Source organism: Carnobacterium alterfunditum DSM 5972 (genome assembly GCF_000744115.1).
GTDB classification, from domain to species: domain Bacteria; phylum Bacillota; class Bacilli; order Lactobacillales; family Carnobacteriaceae; genus Carnobacterium_B; species Carnobacterium_B alterfunditum.
Genome location: NZ_JQLG01000004.1, coordinates 1,838,455 through 1,853,364 on the forward strand (window position 1 = coordinate 1,838,455; position 14,910 = coordinate 1,853,364).

13 protein-coding genes are annotated in these 14,910 nt (G+C 34.4%); all 13 read left to right on the forward strand.

The annotated features are described in order from the left end of the window. Positions 1-2: 2 nt before the first annotated feature. On the forward strand, positions 3-1,451 hold the full coding sequence (locus BR50_RS09120; protein WP_034548052.1) for a replication initiation and membrane attachment family protein: 1,449 nt from the start codon (positions 3-5) through the stop codon (positions 1,449-1,451). Positions 1,452-1,453: 2 nt separating this feature from the next. Further along, complete coding sequence (gene dnaI, locus BR50_RS09125; protein WP_034548054.1) at positions 1,454-2,383, forward strand: primosomal protein DnaI; 930 nt, start codon at positions 1,454-1,456, stop codon at positions 2,381-2,383. A gap of 385 nt (positions 2,384-2,768) precedes the next feature. Next, complete coding sequence (gene thrS / locus BR50_RS09130) at positions 2,769-4,706, forward strand: threonine--tRNA ligase (RefSeq protein WP_034548056.1); 1,938 nt, start codon at positions 2,769-2,771, stop codon at positions 4,704-4,706. Between the two features lie 479 nt (positions 4,707-5,185). After that, positions 5,186-5,566 carry a DUF4332 domain-containing protein gene (locus tag BR50_RS09135; protein ID WP_034548058.1) on the forward strand — a complete coding sequence of 127 codons (381 nt, stop codon included), beginning with the start codon at positions 5,186-5,188 and terminating at the stop codon, positions 5,564-5,566. 17 nt (positions 5,567-5,583) lie between these two features. Further along, a complete protein-coding gene (locus tag BR50_RS09140; RefSeq protein ID WP_034548060.1) occupies positions 5,584-6,507 on the forward strand; it encodes an SDR family NAD(P)-dependent oxidoreductase in 924 nt (307 codons plus the stop codon). Positions 6,508-6,733: 226 nt separating this feature from the next. Beyond that, entirely contained in the window at positions 6,734-7,399 is a 666-nt protein-coding gene (locus BR50_RS12640) for a DUF998 domain-containing protein (RefSeq protein ID WP_074200265.1), read from the forward strand. Positions 7,400-7,827: 428 nt separating this feature from the next. Then, positions 7,828-8,340, forward strand: a complete 513-nt coding sequence (locus BR50_RS09155) for a hypothetical protein (protein ID WP_211249829.1) — start codon at positions 7,828-7,830, stop codon at positions 8,338-8,340. A gap of 188 nt (positions 8,341-8,528) precedes the next feature. Continuing rightward, positions 8,529-9,506 (forward strand): Gfo/Idh/MocA family protein, encoded by a 978-nt coding sequence (locus BR50_RS09160; RefSeq protein WP_034548065.1) that lies wholly within the window; start codon positions 8,529-8,531, stop codon positions 9,504-9,506. Between the two features lie 579 nt (positions 9,507-10,085). Beyond that, entirely contained in the window at positions 10,086-10,400 is a 315-nt protein-coding gene (locus tag BR50_RS12785) for a hypothetical protein (protein ID WP_143298353.1), read from the forward strand. Positions 10,401-10,861: 461 nt separating this feature from the next. Then, positions 10,862-11,419: a TetR/AcrR family transcriptional regulator gene (locus BR50_RS09165; protein ID WP_034548067.1), complete on the forward strand. Its 558-nt coding sequence runs from the start codon at positions 10,862-10,864 to the stop codon at positions 11,417-11,419. A gap of 1 nt (position 11,420) precedes the next feature. Next, positions 11,421-13,124 carry a SulP family inorganic anion transporter gene (locus BR50_RS09170; protein WP_034548069.1) on the forward strand — a complete coding sequence of 568 codons (1,704 nt, stop codon included), beginning with the start codon at positions 11,421-11,423 and terminating at the stop codon, positions 13,122-13,124. Between the two features lie 385 nt (positions 13,125-13,509). Next, on the forward strand, positions 13,510-13,965 hold the full coding sequence (locus tag BR50_RS09175) for a DUF2358 domain-containing protein (protein ID WP_034548071.1): 456 nt from the start codon (positions 13,510-13,512) through the stop codon (positions 13,963-13,965). An 11-nt stretch (positions 13,966-13,976) separates the two neighbouring features. Continuing rightward, the gene (locus BR50_RS09180; RefSeq protein ID WP_034548072.1) at positions 13,977-14,906 is read left to right on the forward strand and encodes an SDR family NAD(P)-dependent oxidoreductase; all 930 of its coding nucleotides are present in this window, start codon (positions 13,977-13,979) and stop codon (positions 14,904-14,906) included. Positions 14,907-14,910 lie beyond the last annotated feature (4 nt).

Here is a 14,910-nt window from a genome sequence, read left to right on the forward strand (position 1 = left end):
TTTTGGGGTATCCATGGAAAAACTTAAGTCCTAAAGATGGTTTTTTAGTAAAACAACAAGCTTTACTTTCGGATATCGATCAAAAAATTCTAACTTTTTTGTATCAACCTCTAATAGGGACTGCAGCATACAGTCTTTATATGACATTGTGGACTGAGATAGAAGAAGAAGCCTACTGGAGTGAAGGTGTCTTACATTCTGAGCTATTAGCATTGCTCAATATCGGTATTCCTGAGCTATACCAAGCTAGAATTAAGCTGGAAGCAATTGGATTGCTTAAAACGTATCTTCAAACAGATCCGACCAAACTAATAATATATGAATTGCAAGCTCCTCAAACAAGTGATGTCTTTTTTAAAGATGACTTGTTGAGCTTATTATTATTAGAAAGAGTAGGAGAACGAAAGTTTAAAAAATTAAGAAATCGATTTATTATTGAAAGTATAGATAAAAAGAAGTTTCAAGAAGTCACGAAGTCTTTTTTAGATGTTTTTCAATTTGATACTGAATTATTAAAACGAGAAAAAGAACTGCTGAAAGAACCTGTTTCATATATCGGTAAAACAAGTTCTTCAAATCCTAAAATCGATTCGAAAACATTTGATTTGAAGTTTTTTTATGCAGGATTGAATCAGCAATATATTAATCGCTCTTCTATTACTAAAGAAATAGAAGAAGCGGTACTGGTGTTGCATACATTATACGGATTAGATGAATTAGCGTTGCAACAATTTGTGCTGAATGCTTCAGATATTGAAACAGGTCAAATTGACGAAAAAAAAATGAAGAAGCTAGCATATGATGATTATCATAATAAAAACCAACAAAATATTTCTTTAAAAGATGTGGTAGAAAAAGATATACAAGTTGATTCTAACCAACAACAAATGCGTGAGAATGAACTGACCCAAAGAGGTTTAACAAAAGAGGATATTGCAGTTATTGAAGTGAGTGAGCAAATAAGTCCGGTTGATTTTATGAACTCTATAAAAGATCAAAAGGGTGGTTTTGTAACAAAACATGAAGAGTGGACTTTGGAAGAAATCGTTAAGAAAGCTAATTTACCGACCTCAGTTATCAATATCCTGATTCATTATATTTTAGTTGTGAGAAACAACCCAACACTTGATCAAAAGTTAGCTTATAAAATTGCAAATGACTGGGCGCAAGAAAAAGTAGTCGCACCTGAAGAAGCTATTCATAAAGTGAAAAAAATGTATTTAGAAAATTCTGAGAAAAGACAACAACAAGAAAATCGTAGTAAAACTTACGCACAAAATAGAAATAAAGGTAGTTATGGCAAGCAAACGACTATAAGGAAAGAAACGCTTCCTGATTGGGCTAAAGCAGAAAATAACCAAACAGAAGAAACGCCAATGAGTGAAGAAGAGAAACAATCCTTTATGGAACGTTTGAAACGAATACAAAATTTTGGCAAAGAAGGTGAATAGTAATGGAAGATATTGGTGAGAGTCTGACACGAATGATCAAGGAACGAAACTTGAATCATAAATACGAGGAATTGATCCAAGAAGTATTAGATGATCAAGATGTAGCTGAATTTATTGAAGAAAATCGTCAAAAACTTAGTAATGAAGCAATTGTCAAAAGTTATGCTAAGTTGTATGAATATGTGCAAGAAAAAAAGAAATTTCATTTAAAAAAAGGAATGATGGCACCAGGCTACCATCCTAAATTAGTTTTGAACTACCATTACATTGATGTAACTTATGTGCCTTCTGCTGAATTGATAGCTAAACAAAAAGAATTAGAAATTAAAAATCGGATTTATTCTATGGATATGCCTAAAGATGTTCGTAATGCAAAATTAGCTGATTTTGAGATGACTGATGAACGAAGACTAGCTGTTTCAGAAGTATATAATTTCATTCATGACTATTTGACTAATCCAAAAGAATTTTATAAAGGGTTGTATTTACAAGGCTCGTTTGGTGTTGGCAAAACCTATTTATTAGGAGCGCTAGCACACGAACTGGCAGAAAAAGGTTTTTCTACTACCTTGATGCATTTCCCATCGTTTGCAGTAGAAATGAAACAGTCTATCGGTAAGAATAACACAGGCGAAAAATTAGAGTTTGTCAAAAAAGCGCCCATACTAATGCTTGACGATATTGGTGCCGATTCAATGTCTAGTTGGATACGTGATGATGTATTAGGAGTAATTTTACAGTACCGAATGCAAGAACAATTGCCTACTTTTTTCTCTTCTAATTTTGATATGAAGCAACTTGAAGAAGAACATTTAAGAGTAACTCAAAGAGGCGAAGATGAGCCATTAAAAGCCAAGAGGATTATGGAACGGGTTCGTTATTTAGCTAAAGAAGTTAAAATGACGGGTTCTAATCGACGCCATCTTCAATAGAGAAATGAACAAATAAACATTATCCCCTTGAAATTAAAATTAAAAAGTGCTTTAATGATAGGTATAAAAGAAATCATTGAGAAAGACACCTAAACTTGGTTGCGATTTTTTAGAGAAGAAAACATTTGCTGAGAGTTTTCTAATTTCGTTCTTGTTTTGACCCCTTTCGAGTGCCGCTGTGAACTTTTTCCGTATTAGCAGTTGGTCGTTTAGCTAGCGTTAACAGCTTAGAGTGAATTTAGTGTATTTGCTAAATTCTGAATCTGGGTGGAACCACGTAATGAACGTCCCGTTTATAGTATTTAATATACTATAGATGGGACTTTTTTTGTTTTTTAGCTGAATAAAGATAGTATTTTAAAATTAGATCATGGAGGAATATACTATGTCAGAAATTAAAATCACATTTCCAGATGGAGCGGTAAAAGTCTTTCCTACTGGTTCATCTACAAAAGATATTGCTGAAAGTATCAGCAAAGGATTAGCTAAAAAAGCACTAGCTGGTAAGTTTAATGGGGAATTAGTTGATTTAGTACGCCCGCTAGAAGTAGATGGTGAGATTGAAATCATTACACCAGATCATGAAGATGCATTACAGATCATACGTCATTCAACGGCTCATTTAATGGCAAATGCCTTACGTCGTTTGTACCCAGATATAAAATTTGGAGTAGGTCCTGGAATTTCAACTGGATTTTACTATGACACAGACTCTGAAACTCCGATTACTGAAGAGGATATTCCAAAAATCGAAGCTGAGATGATGTCAATCGTAAAAGAGAATAACCCAATTGTCCGCAAAGAAGTTTCTAGAGAAGAAGCCTTAGAAATATTCAAAGATGATCCTTACAAAGTCGAATTAATTACAGACCTTCCAGAATCAGAAAAAATCACGGTTTATGATCAAGGAGATTTCGTAGATCTATGTCGTGGAGTTCATGTTCCTTCAACAGGCCGCATTCAAGTATTTAAATTATTGTCTCTTGCTGGTGCTTATTGGAGAGGTAATTCGGATAACAAAATGATGCAACGGGTTTATGGAACAGCCTTTTTCGATAAAAAAGATTTAAAAGAGTTTATCCAAATGCGTGAAGAAGCTAAATTACGTGATCACCGTAAATTAGGTAAAGAACTAGATTTATTTATGCTTTCTCCAGAAGCTGGTTCGGGGTTGCCTTTTTGGTTACCAAAAGGTGCTACGATCCGTCGCACGATCGAACGTTACATTACCGACCGTGAGATCAGTTTAGGTTATCAACATGTTTATACACCGATTTTGGCTGATGTAAACTTATACAAAACATCCGGTCACTGGGATCACTATCATGATGATATGTTCCCACCTATGGATATGGGAGACGGCGAAATGCTTGTCTTGCGTCCGATGAACTGTCCTCATCATATGCTGGTTTACAAAAATGATGTGCACAGCTATCGTGAATTGCCGATTCGAATTGCTGAATTAGGCCAAATGCACCGTTACGAAAAGAGTGGGGCCTTATCTGGATTACAACGAGTGCGTGAAATGACTCTGAATGATGGTCATACATTTGTACGTCCTGATCAAATTGAAGAAGAATTCAAACGAACATTGGAATTGATGTTAGCTGTATATGGAGACTTTAATATTACTGATTATCGTTTCCGTTTAAGCTACCGAGATCCTAAAAATACAGAAAAATATTTTGATGATGATGATATGTGGGAAAAAGCTCAAATGATGCTTAAGACAGCAATGGATGATATGGAATTAGATTACTTTGAAGCAGAAGGAGAAGCAGCCTTTTATGGTCCAAAACTAGATGTGTTAGTAAAAACAGCTATCGGGATTGAAGAAACACTTTCAACGATCCAATTAGACTTTTTGCTTCCAGAACGGTTCGACCTAACATATGTAGGAGAAGATGGCGAAAATACTCACCGTCCGGTAGTTATCCATCGCGGAATCGTTTCTACAATGGAGCGCTTCGTAGCTTACTTGATCGAAGAATACAAAGGGGCGTTTCCTACTTGGTTAGCACCAGTTCAAGCTACAATAATCCCAGTTAACTTAGATATGCATACTGATTATGCGTATGAGATCAAAAAACAAATGGACAGTATTGGGATGCGCGTGGAAGTTGATGAACGGAATGAAAAAATGGGCTATAAAATCCGTGCCTCTCAAACACAAAAAATACCTTATCAATTAGTTGTTGGAGATAATGAAGTTCAAGACAACACAGTTGCTGTACGCAAGTATGGTGAGAAAACTACTGAAACAATTGCATTAAGTGATTATTTAGAAAAAGTTTCAGCAGAAATTAAAAACTTCAGTAAATAAGTGATATTAATGATAAATAGCTAGTAAATGAACTATGAGATTATGATAAAGCTTAGAAGATAGTATGTACTGAAATTATTTTTGAACTGGGATTTGTTTAGTTAGTTTCGCAAATACCGCTCGATTTTTTCTTTGCCTACGAGATATTTGTTGTGATCAACTTGATTCTCAATTTTTGGCAAGCATAGCTATACTGTGTAAAAGTAAAATGGACTCTATAGAATGGACACTACAAAAAGGTGCTCTCTATAGGGTCTATTTTTGTATACTGATATAAAGAAGAATAAGGTGATACTTGAAGAAACGTTACTTTTCTCAAGTCCACAATCTACATCACTTGCACTTCGTGCAGAAAGGAGTAGCTATTTATAGAAGCAGGATTTGATCCGGAAATGATTGGTAAAAGTAGGATAAGATCAATCGTTCTTTGTACATTAAAAACATGAAAATCAGAGGGTTAATCGATGAACTATGAATAAGTGATAGGGTATAATGAACTTAATAAAAAAGATGTAGAGAGATTGGAATCTCTCGGTTATAAGAATTCTGTTATATTATTTGAGACATTGAGTTCATCTGATAAAAAAACTGAAATTATCAATGACTATGGATTTGAACCGGAGTTTATTGAATCTATTCATACTTTGATTGATCTCACAAGAATTCAATGGGGCAGTCCTAATTTTGCCAGGATGTTAGTTTCTGCCGGATATACTAATGCAAAAATGGTCTCAATGGCTGGTGCAGACGAATTATGTGGCAAACTTGATAAGGTGAATAAAGAAAACAACTATTTTAAAATGAAAATTGGCCTTAGAGATATCAAACGGCTAGTGATAGCGACGTCATATGTTTCATGAATAAGGAGGAAAGAACTATGAAAATAATGGTAACCGGTGGTACGAATGGAATGGGAAAAGGCGTTGCTAAAGTATTAGCAGCTACTGATGACCACTCACATGAAATAATTATTTTGTGCAGATCGAGAGAACTTGGCGAGAAAGTAATACAAGAATTTAAGGAAACGACTCTCAATGAAAAAGTGTCACTAATTATATGTGACCTTACAAAACTAAGTGATGTTCACAATGCGATAAATGAGATTCAAAGTAAACATACTTTTCTGGATGGAATATTTATTAATGCCGGATTAGGCTATGCTGCCAAAAGAGTAGAAACAGAAGACGGTATGGATCCACATTTTCAAGTCAATTATTTATCTCATTTTATGTTGACCTTAAACTTATTGAGCTTATTGGAAAGGTCTCAAAGCGGAGGTAGAGTCATTTTTAATGTAACAGAAGGAGGTGAAATATATTGGGATGATATGCAAATGAAAATTGATTGGGGGTACGAAGCTGGTATCCAACAGGCAATGGTTGCCAAAAGAATGTTTCTTGTGAAATTACATGATTTATACAAAAATAAACATAATACAAAAATATCATTTATCGGCTTTCAAATCCCTAAAACTGTGTGGAGCAACCAATTAAATATTATCCCTGCACCTATGAGAATGATGGCAACTTTGATGAAGTTATTTGGAAGGTTTATTACGATAGAAGAATGTGGAGAAATGATGGCTCCTCTGTTTACTGAAACTCAGAAAGAAAGCCTTAAAAAATCCGGAAAATTTATTACTTTGAAAAATGATGAATTTATAGAAATCAAAGAAGATATGGTCATATTGAATCAAGAGTTGCAAGAAAAATTATGGGAAATCAGTCTCAAATTATGTGCAGATGAAAAAACAAATCAAATTTCTAAATCACTTTTTAATCTTGAGCAATTCGATGAATAAGATTGCTCAGAACTCTTCTTTTATAAATCGAAACGAGAAAAAGTAAATGTAAACCATCTGGAAATCGGTCTGATTCCATCGCTAACAACTTGTCTCCAGTTCCATTACGTTGAATCCAAATCTGGTTGTCCATGAAGTACTGAATTTCGAAAAAACAGATATGATATATCAGAAAATGATTTAGGAGTAAATTGCTACTTATTCTAGTATATTAGGGGGAGACGAAATGAAAGGGAAAACACTGACTAACTGGTTATGCCTTTCAGGCATAGCAAGCCTCATATTTTATATCTTGCATGCTGTAGTCGGGGCGATGAACTATCCTGGATACGATTGGAGAAGCCAAGCAGTAAGTGATTTAACTGCAACGAATGCCCCATCATTTGTGGTCGCAAATGGGTTAACATCCATTCACCATTTATTTGCCTGCTTGAGCTCTGTACTGGTTTGCATAATCATTCAGGGTAAAGGGAACAAGGTATTGCGATTTGGGATATATCTGTTTGCTGTGATGAATTGGGTATCAGCGATAGGATACACTCTTTTTCCATTGACAGATAGTGGTTATGCTGGAACCTTTCAAGATGTAATGCATGTATACGTTGTTACAGGTGTTGTTGTCGTTTTATCGATTGTTTCAATTAGTCTGATTATTATCGGAGGATTCAAGGATCACAAAAAATATCAGTCATTGGCTATATGGGAAGCAGTCACGCTAGTGTTTATGTTTATCGGTCCCATCGGCACAAGCATAGTACCCAACGCGTATTTTGGAATAGCGGAGCGTTTTAGCGTTTATAGTGTGGCTGTTTTCAATGCTGTCTTAGGGTTGTATGGCTTTGTTTTCATTGATAAAGTCGAAGAAAACTTTAAATATCGAAAGGACGTATAAGATAACATTTCTTTAGGTCATCATATTTCATCAGTAGCCATAATTTAATCTCAATTTCAGCCTAATTAGTGTTAGAATGTATTAGGCATTAGGCTGGTAGACTCTCTGATGTGGAGGTACGGTGTCTGATTAAAAATAAATATATTGGTCTAAGACGAGCACATTTATGCTGTTGTCTTAAGGCTTCTTTCATTTACAAGAACAAATTTGGATTTAAAGACAGCTTAAATATCTGAGAAGCATTTCCCACTACGTTCAATTTCAAGATAAACTCCATAAAGAACAATGAAAGTATAAAATAAACTAATAGTGGCAGGCTTTTTTTATTTTTCATCATGAGCTCGCTTCTTTGATGCTAACGTTTTAACACACTTAGATATTTATGGACTACTATAGAACAAAAAATTTTAAATGAATTAAATAATTTAATGATACGAGTTATATATATCTATCAGTGTCATGGCTTTATTTCAAAAAGTAATCAATTCAGTTATGTGATTAAGGTTACGAGTATTATAATAAAATCAGAGATAAAAGTTCAAGAAGAATTGGATGCTAAAATAAAAAACCATGGCCGTAATCGTTTTGGAAGGAGTAGAGAGATGAAGAATAGAATGAAAGCAGCTCTTATTGGAGGAGCTTTGTTAGGAATTGTTTGCGTAGTAGGAGCATACGTCCGGTCTGGTTTTTCAGCGACTCCCGTTTTTGTGTTTTCACTCTGGTATAACCGAGTTATTATTGGTCTAGTCGTGGGCGCTCCATGGGGGAAGACAGTTAGAAGTAAAGCATTACTTCGTGGAGGTCTGTTAGGCCTTTTAGTTTCCTTTGCATTCTACAGTTCAACAGGATTTCAGGATCCTATCAGTTTTGTGGCTGGGATCGTATATGGCGTTTTACTGGAAGTATGGCTCAGTCGAACTGGAAAAACGAGAAAGCTATAAAAATTGATTAAATATAATTTATTCATTTTTATTGTAATCTAACTTCGATAAAGGTCTGTGTAGCGTATAGGCTCTTAAATTTTTTTTAGGCACATGGACGTAATAAAACTGCCCCTTTTTTTGAATTTACAGAAAAGAAGCACTAAAAAGTAGATTAAAAGACAAATGAAAAACGGAGGAAAATACTTATGGATAAATTTGGATGGGCTTACATTGGCTGTGGAAGTATTGCTCACACAACAGCAAACGAATTGGTGAAGACAGATGATAATCAAATCGTGGCTATCTGGAATAGAACAAAATCGAAGGCTGAAGACTTTGCAAAAGAATATGGTGGAACTGTCTATGATACCGCAGAAGAAGCGATTAACGCTTCAGGTGTAGAGGGTGTATATGTTAATGTAAACGGTGATAAGCATGCCGAATACACAAAGCTTTCTATTAAGAACAAGAAACCGATACTTTGTGAGAAACCATTTGCTGTCAATGAAAAAGTGGCAAAGGAAGTATTTGATTACGCTGCAGAAAAAGATGTGTATGTCTCAGAAGCAATGTGGACATGGCATAACGAGACAGCTTTGCAGGTGAAAAAGTGGGTGAAATCTGGTGTAATCGGAGATATACAGTCAGTTGACTGTGCCTTCGCGGTCCAATTGCTAAAACATTCTGATAATCTGCGACTTACAACCCTTTCTATGCTTGGTGGAGCGCTTTTAGATCTTGGTGTCTACGCAATCAGATATTGCTACGAGCTTTTTGGTATGCCAGAAACCATTCAGTGCGAAGGCGACATGCACGCGGTGGATTACGCGGAAGAAATCAAATTTAAGTATCCAGACTTTCAGGCTGAAATACATATTTCCATGACAGAAGAAGCTGGAAACTTCTTTGAAATAAAAGGAACAAAGGGGTCTATTTCTGTTCCAAAGTTTAATTCAGCAAAGCAGGCAACGTTGAGAACTGATGGGAAAGAAGAAATATTCGAGATGGAGGGACTTTTATATGGCACACAATTTTCCAATGTAGCAGCTGAGATTCGTGCTGGAAAAAAAGAAGGAGAAATGATTCCTGCCAAAAGTACTGTAGAAGTAATGTCACTATTGGATGAATGCCGTAGACAGATGGGGCTTGTGTATCCTCAAGAACAGGCTAGAGATTTTGAGTGAGAAAAAACAAATAATCAAATACTAAAAGTTAAGATGATCAGTCCCGGACAATCAAAGTCTAATGTAGATCTGCAACTCTAAAACTTTAGGTTTGTAAAGGTGGAGAAGCAATGGGGACCAGAAGAAAAGAAGAATTTCTGGATAGTATTGTTGAAGAAATTGGTAATAGAAAGGGTGTTTTTAGTGCGATACTCTGCGTGGAAAGCGGGGATAACAGTTTTTCTTGAACAAGAACCACTGGTGAAATGCAAAAGGATAGCCAGTACTTTATTGCTAGTGTTACGAAACTATGTTTCCACTTGCCCAATTGACTTTACGTACATATGGGAATAAGTGCAAAAGTGGGTGACAAGAATGGGCTATGTATACTCGGTTCACAATTAGCTTTTACTATACTAAATCTTTGAAAAATTAATCGTTTAGCTTGATCACGAGTTAAGTATGAGGATAGTCGGTGACTGATATATGAATAAAAATTATGATGTAATCAAGAAAGGAATACTTGTTACAATAGGTAGTTTTATTACTTTAGCAGCAGCTTTTATCTTGTATTTTCTTATCTTTATGGTTTTTTAAAATATGGCAAGTCAAGAGAGCCCATATAACTTTGTTTCATTCTTGCGAGTTGGATATGGGATCATATGGCTGCTTCTCTGTTCGATAATATATCGTGCCAAGATATACGACTGGCTTAAAGCTAGTGTGCTTACTAGTTCACTTGCTACCTTTATGATTGGAATTGGAGTACAATTATTTGAAAAACCGATCATAGTCGGTTTGATCATGTTTGTAGTTGTTGCAATAAGTGTATTTTTGCTGCATAGAATGAAGAAGCAATGGTATCATTACTACTCTATTGTAATTTCTATGATTGCTACATTATTTTACTTATAACCTATTACCCGAAACTATTGAAAAAATAGGATGTTGGACCTTTTTTTGAGTACGATATGAAAGAAATCAGTGCATAAATGAAGACTGAGTTGGATCGCAACAAATCATCGTGTAGATATAGGTTTTGCTGTGATCGCAACTTTGATATTTCAATATAATAAAGTATTTGAGAAACCAAAAGAAGGCACTCCACGATGATTAATTTCATCGTAGAGTGCCTTCTCTGTTTTCAACCTTATCTATTTGTAGGTACTATTAGTTATTATAATGAAGAAATAGTTTGATGTGACGGGGCACTGACTGTTTTTAATTAAGTAATAAATAAGTATGAGGTCTAAATTTTTTTAATGTCGTATGTATAATAGCTCTCTAATATATATAATTCATTTGACATTTCTCTTAAATCTATGTAAGATATTAATTGCCTACCAAACGGAAGGTAGGGGAGGAGTGGGATCACCTTGGAAACAAAAAAAAAAATTATAGATGCAACATTTGGATTGTTTGCTGAAAAGGGTATGGAGTTTTCTTTGAATGAAGTTGCTAATATTGTAGGAATAAAAAAAGCTTCTATTTATGCACATTTTCCAAGTAAAGAAGAGTTGTTATATCAATTATTTAATCAAGAGATTGAAGAATACTTTACTGTTGTAGAATCTCAATCAAAGAGTCTGAAAGAATTTTTTTTAGGAATTTTAAACTATTACAATAGTTCACGAAAAAAACTGTTGTTTTGGAAAAGATTGCTTTTGTTTCCACCTGATACGATGGATAGTGAAATAAGGCAAAAAATAATAGATTTGTCGGAGCAACGCTTTAAAAAAGTAAAAGAGCTTATAAGTAGTAGTTCATCTCCAAATGACAATAAAGAACAAAATGATGATTTATTAACGGTTATGTTCTTGTCTGTTATTCATGGATTATTATCGAGTGAAATTATTTATTCAAAACTAAATATAAAAAGTAGTTATGAAAAAGAGTGGAAAATCTTAGAAAATATGTTAAAGAAGGAAGAATGACATGCTAAAGCCAAAATTTTTTTCAATCATAAAAAATAGAAAAAAAGAATTACCTATAACTCAACTAAAAGATGATATAATTGCTGGTATTATTGTTGCTATTATAGCATTACCTTTATCAGTTGCATTAGCAATTGCCTCAGGAGTCGCACCCGAAAAAGGTCTTATAACAGCTATTATCGGAGGGTTTTTAATTTCCTTCTTAGGAGGAAGCCGAGTCCAAATCGGCGGACCAACTGGAGCGTTTGTTGTTATTGTATATGGAATTATTGCACAATTTGGTTTGGATGGTTTGCTGATTTCGACAATTCTAGCAGGTATATTCATGATCATTATGGGAGTAGTGAAGTTAGGTAGTGTAATTAAGTATATACCTTACCCAACGACAACGGGGTTCACAAGCGGAATCGCAATCGTACTATTATCCACCCAAGTTCAAGATTTTTTTGGACTTGAGATTGATGAAGTTCCCTCTGAATTTATAGCAAAATGGGAAGTTTATATCCAAAATTTTAACACAATAGATTTATCAACAACTTTAGTGGGATTAATTTCACTTTTGATTATCATAGTTTGGCCGAAGATCAATAAAAAAATTCCAGGATCATTAATAGCGTTAGTTTTGGTTACTCTTTTTGTTAAAGTATTTAATGTTCCAGTTGAAACTATTGGAAGTAGATTTGGAAATATATCCAATTCCATTCAGTTGATCGATTTTTCATCGATCGATATATCATTACCAATTATTAAAGAATTGATTAGACCCGCATTGACAATTGCATTTTTAGCAAGTATTGAATCATTGTTATCTGCAGTTGTATCTGATGGAATGATTGGGAAGAAACATAACTCAAATATGGAACTTGTTGCACTGGGTATAGCTAATATTTCATCTGCGTTATTTGGCGGTATCCCAGCGACAGGAGCAATAGCACGTACGGCAGCAAATGTAAAAAATGGTGGACGAACACCAGTAGCTGGAATAGTTCATGCATTAACATTGTTATTGATCATGTTGGTCTTTATGCCATTAGCAAAGCTAATTCCGATGGCTACATTGGCAGCCATATTGGTTATCGTTGCTTATAATATGAGCGAATGGAGATCGTTTAAAGGTATTTTTTATTCAACTAAAAGCGATGTTGCTGTGTTGCTAGTCACTTTTGTGCTAACTTTGTTATTCGACTTAGTTGTCGCAATAGAAGTTGGAATGATTATTGCAATGTTCTTATTTGTAAAAAGAATGTCAGAAAATAAACTGATAGAGAATGTAAGCCATGAACTTGGAATTTTTACAGATGACGAAGATGACGAATCAGATATTTTGGATGAATCATTAAAAGAACATTTAGATAGCAAAATCGTAATTTATGAAGTAAATGGTCCGCTATTTTATGGGGTCGTTAATACATTCCTAGATATGCTTAATGAGATGAAGAGTACAACAGATGTAATGATATTAAGAATGAAGAATGTTAACAGTATGGATGCAACAGCTCTGAATGCCGTAAAACAGTTAGAGAAAAGATGCAAAGTTCAAAATATACTGATTTTATATTCTGAAACGAATACTCAACCCATGAATGTTTTAGAAAAAAGTGGGTTTGTTGAAAAAAACGGAAAAGATCGTTTCTTTGATACAACTAAAGATGCAATTAAAGCAGCAAGCGAAATGGTGAAAGCAGATCGCAAATCTCTTCTATAAAAATCTTATACAAACTAGCAACAATAAGTTTTTAATATTTATTCTAGAAAAACTATCATAATCTTGGACCAATGCTTCCGTCAGCTCATCTAGACGGTTAAGGCATTGGTTCTTTTTTATGGATTTTTAAATGATCAGCTCGCTATACGGGAAGTGCAGTATAGAAAGAGCTAATCTTGGATTAAACAACAAACGGATACTATCATTACTTATTTCTAAAGTGTTTTTAAAAAGTAAATTCATCTAACGATAGTGAATTTTTGATTTATTTACTGTGTAGTGTTTTTTAACTTAAAGTTTTATAAAGCAGCTATTCGTATTGTAAACGATTTCTATAATAGTTTGGTACAATGGTATTAATAAGAAACAAAGATGGGGTGTCTTTATGACAACAGACGTACCAGAAAATAAACTAGTATCTATTGAAGAAATTAAAGAGGTGTGGTCAAAAACCTATAGCGGAGAAGGAAAACCAGACTGGTCACATATTTTTCCGTTTTATCATGAACATATCATCTTTCAAGATTCAATCCAGAGAATAGAAGGTAAAGTTAAGTTTGAAGCAATGTGTAATCGTTTGGCTAAACGCTGCAAAAGTTTAGAAATGGATATCTATCATATTATTAAAAATGATAATGTTGTAATGATGGACTGGAAGATGACAATGTCCTTCCGATTTTTTCCAGCGAAACCGATTTATGGTTCCACAAGATTAACTTTTGATAGCAAGGGTCTAATTATTGAACAAAGAGATTATTACGATCTTTGGGGTGATATTTATGATGGGATTCCTATTATCAGATCAATTTATCGTTGGTTTATGAGAGCATTTTTTGGATAAGGAGATGCAAAGTGATAAATAAATGTCCAGAACAATTGCTGTTCATCAAAAATAGTAGAACTGTTCAAAAAAAGAGTGATGAATCGATGGATGGAAAAATTTGTGTCGTATCTGGCGCAACTTCCGGTGTAGGTTATGAGGCTGTAAAAAAATTAGCTGCTGGCAAAGCGGATATTGTGATGTTGGTTAGGAATGAAAAGAAAGCTAAGGCTGTCAAAAAAGAGCTTGAAAAAAAACATTCCATTTTTGTTGATTATTTTATTGCCGATTTTTCTGATTTGAAACAAGTTGAAAAAGCTGTTAGGGCAATCGTAGATAAATATCCAAGAGTGGATGTATTGATCAATAGTGCTGGCATTCATTCAACTAAAAAGATATTAAATAAAGATGGTTATGAAATGGTTTTTTGTGTCAATCATTTGGCGTCTTTTTTGATTACTAATCTGTTATTGAATAGACTGATTGAATCTTCGCCATCAAGAATTATCCAAGTTAATTCTGAAGGACATCGCTTTAACGGACTGAAAACAAACGATTTAAATTGGGAAAAGCGTATTTATACTGGCTTGAGAAGTTACGGGGCCTCTAAGACGGCACAGTTATTGACCGTTAGGCAGTTAGCTGAAAATCTAAAAGATACCGGTGTTACGATCAATGCAATGCACCCGGGTGGTGTGAAAACTAACATTGGTAATAACAACGGCAGATTATATCGGTGGTTTTTACACCATGTAACTTGGCATTTTTTAAAAGATCCGGAAATATCTGGCGAAGCAATTTATTATTTAGCTTCAGCTAGTGAACTAAGCAATATTAGTGGTAAATTTTTTAACTTAACAATCGAAGAAAAACCAGCAAAACATGCTTTAGATTCGAAAAAACAAGAAGAAATATGGAATCTGAGTCTGGAAATGACCGGTCTAATACAAAAAGGTGGGTGATAGA